Source organism: Bacillus sp. AFS001701 (assembly GCF_002559405.1).
GTDB lineage: Bacteria > Bacillota > Bacilli > Bacillales > Bacillaceae_G > Gottfriedia.
The window spans coordinates 1-1374 of sequence record NZ_NTZO01000742.1 but is presented as its reverse complement, the minus strand read 5'-3'; the positions used below and the strand labels follow the sequence as shown (position 1 = coordinate 1374).

Sequence of the window (1374 nt, the reverse complement as noted above, 5' to 3'; positions counted from 1 at the left end):
CGACAAAATTAAAACAATTTTACTAAAAGTACATTAAAAATTCCTTTGTTCTATAACATGGTAGTATAAATAAATAAGAAATGTCTGAATTTCCATGAATAGAAAGCGGATTCCAACAAATAGATTAAAAAAAATTGATTAGCATTTCTAAAATTATGAATTATTTCATTTTTAACTTTATGGTAAAATGGAATTATATGGAATTTTCGGAGGTATCAAGTGAAATTAAATGCAGAAGGAAAATCAGAGAAAGTACCGATTAAGCTTGATTTCGAGCTTTATGACTCAGAAAAGGAAATGCGGTCGATCAATAACCAATTGTTTAATAATCAAAAAATATGTGCAAAAGAAATTCTTTACATTGCGTTTACGGTTCTTATATTATCTTTATCAATTTTTGCTTTCGTTTGGATAAACGATGAACAAAATACACAAGAACAATCAATTATTTCTACACAAATAGCTGATGAATTAAAAAACAAGGAATTAATTACCCCAGAATTGATAAAAAATATAGAAAGTTTAATAGAAAGTACCAATCATATTTCTGAAGTTAGAGTATTCAGTTCGATGAAAATTAGGAATGAAGGAATAAATTTGATTTCTTATAATATTGAAAACATGGAGCCAGAATTTCAATATAAAAGAATTGTATGGTCACCTAAATGGTTAGTTCCTAACTTTTTCCCTAGTGGAAATGGAGATAGTGAATGGTATATCGAAATGAAACACAGAACTTTTAGTACATTTGCAGGATTTGTTTTATTAGTAGGCATATCAATCTATATAACCTTATTCACTATATGGACAACGATAAATACCCACCAACATAAAAGATTAAATATTGGATGGATCATTTTATTTGCCTTATTTAATGTGTTAGGATATTTAGTTTATCGATATCAATATGCCATTAGAAAGGTTTTTATTGATTTTCTAAAAGAAATAAGTAGATCAGAAGAAACAAGTATAACGATTGATGTATCATTAATAAAAAACAGTCACGAATTGCATCAAGTATTAAAAGAAAAACTATCATTTCCAGATACTTATAGTGAAGATTGGGACGACTTTTGGGATATAATTACATGTCAAGTTGAGTTGCCTAAGAAACTTCAATTTATTGGTTGGTCAGAACTAGAGAGAAAACTACCAGAAGATTCAAAAATTATGATCGAGTACCTTCTTGAACATAATCAGGAATTTCCTGATTGGCATTGTCACTTTTTATGCAACTAACGCATTTTTAGAAGTACTGTCAAATTAGACAATGCTTTTTCAAAATCTAAATTCTACTTAACTAAATTTTTAAAAAAACGAATTATTTATTCCCTTTCTTTCACATGATTCCAGATAAAAAAGAAGTGTCTTATA

Annotated in this window: 1 protein-coding gene; it reads left to right on the top strand. The window is 27.6% G+C overall.

What is annotated here, in order from left to right; translation table 11 throughout:
- Positions 1 to 219: 219 nt before the first annotated feature.
- Entirely contained in the window at positions 220 to 1239 is a 1020-nt protein-coding gene (locus tag CN514_RS26725; protein WP_286141835.1) for a barstar family protein, read from the top strand.
- Positions 1240 to 1374: the final 135 nt, after the last annotated feature.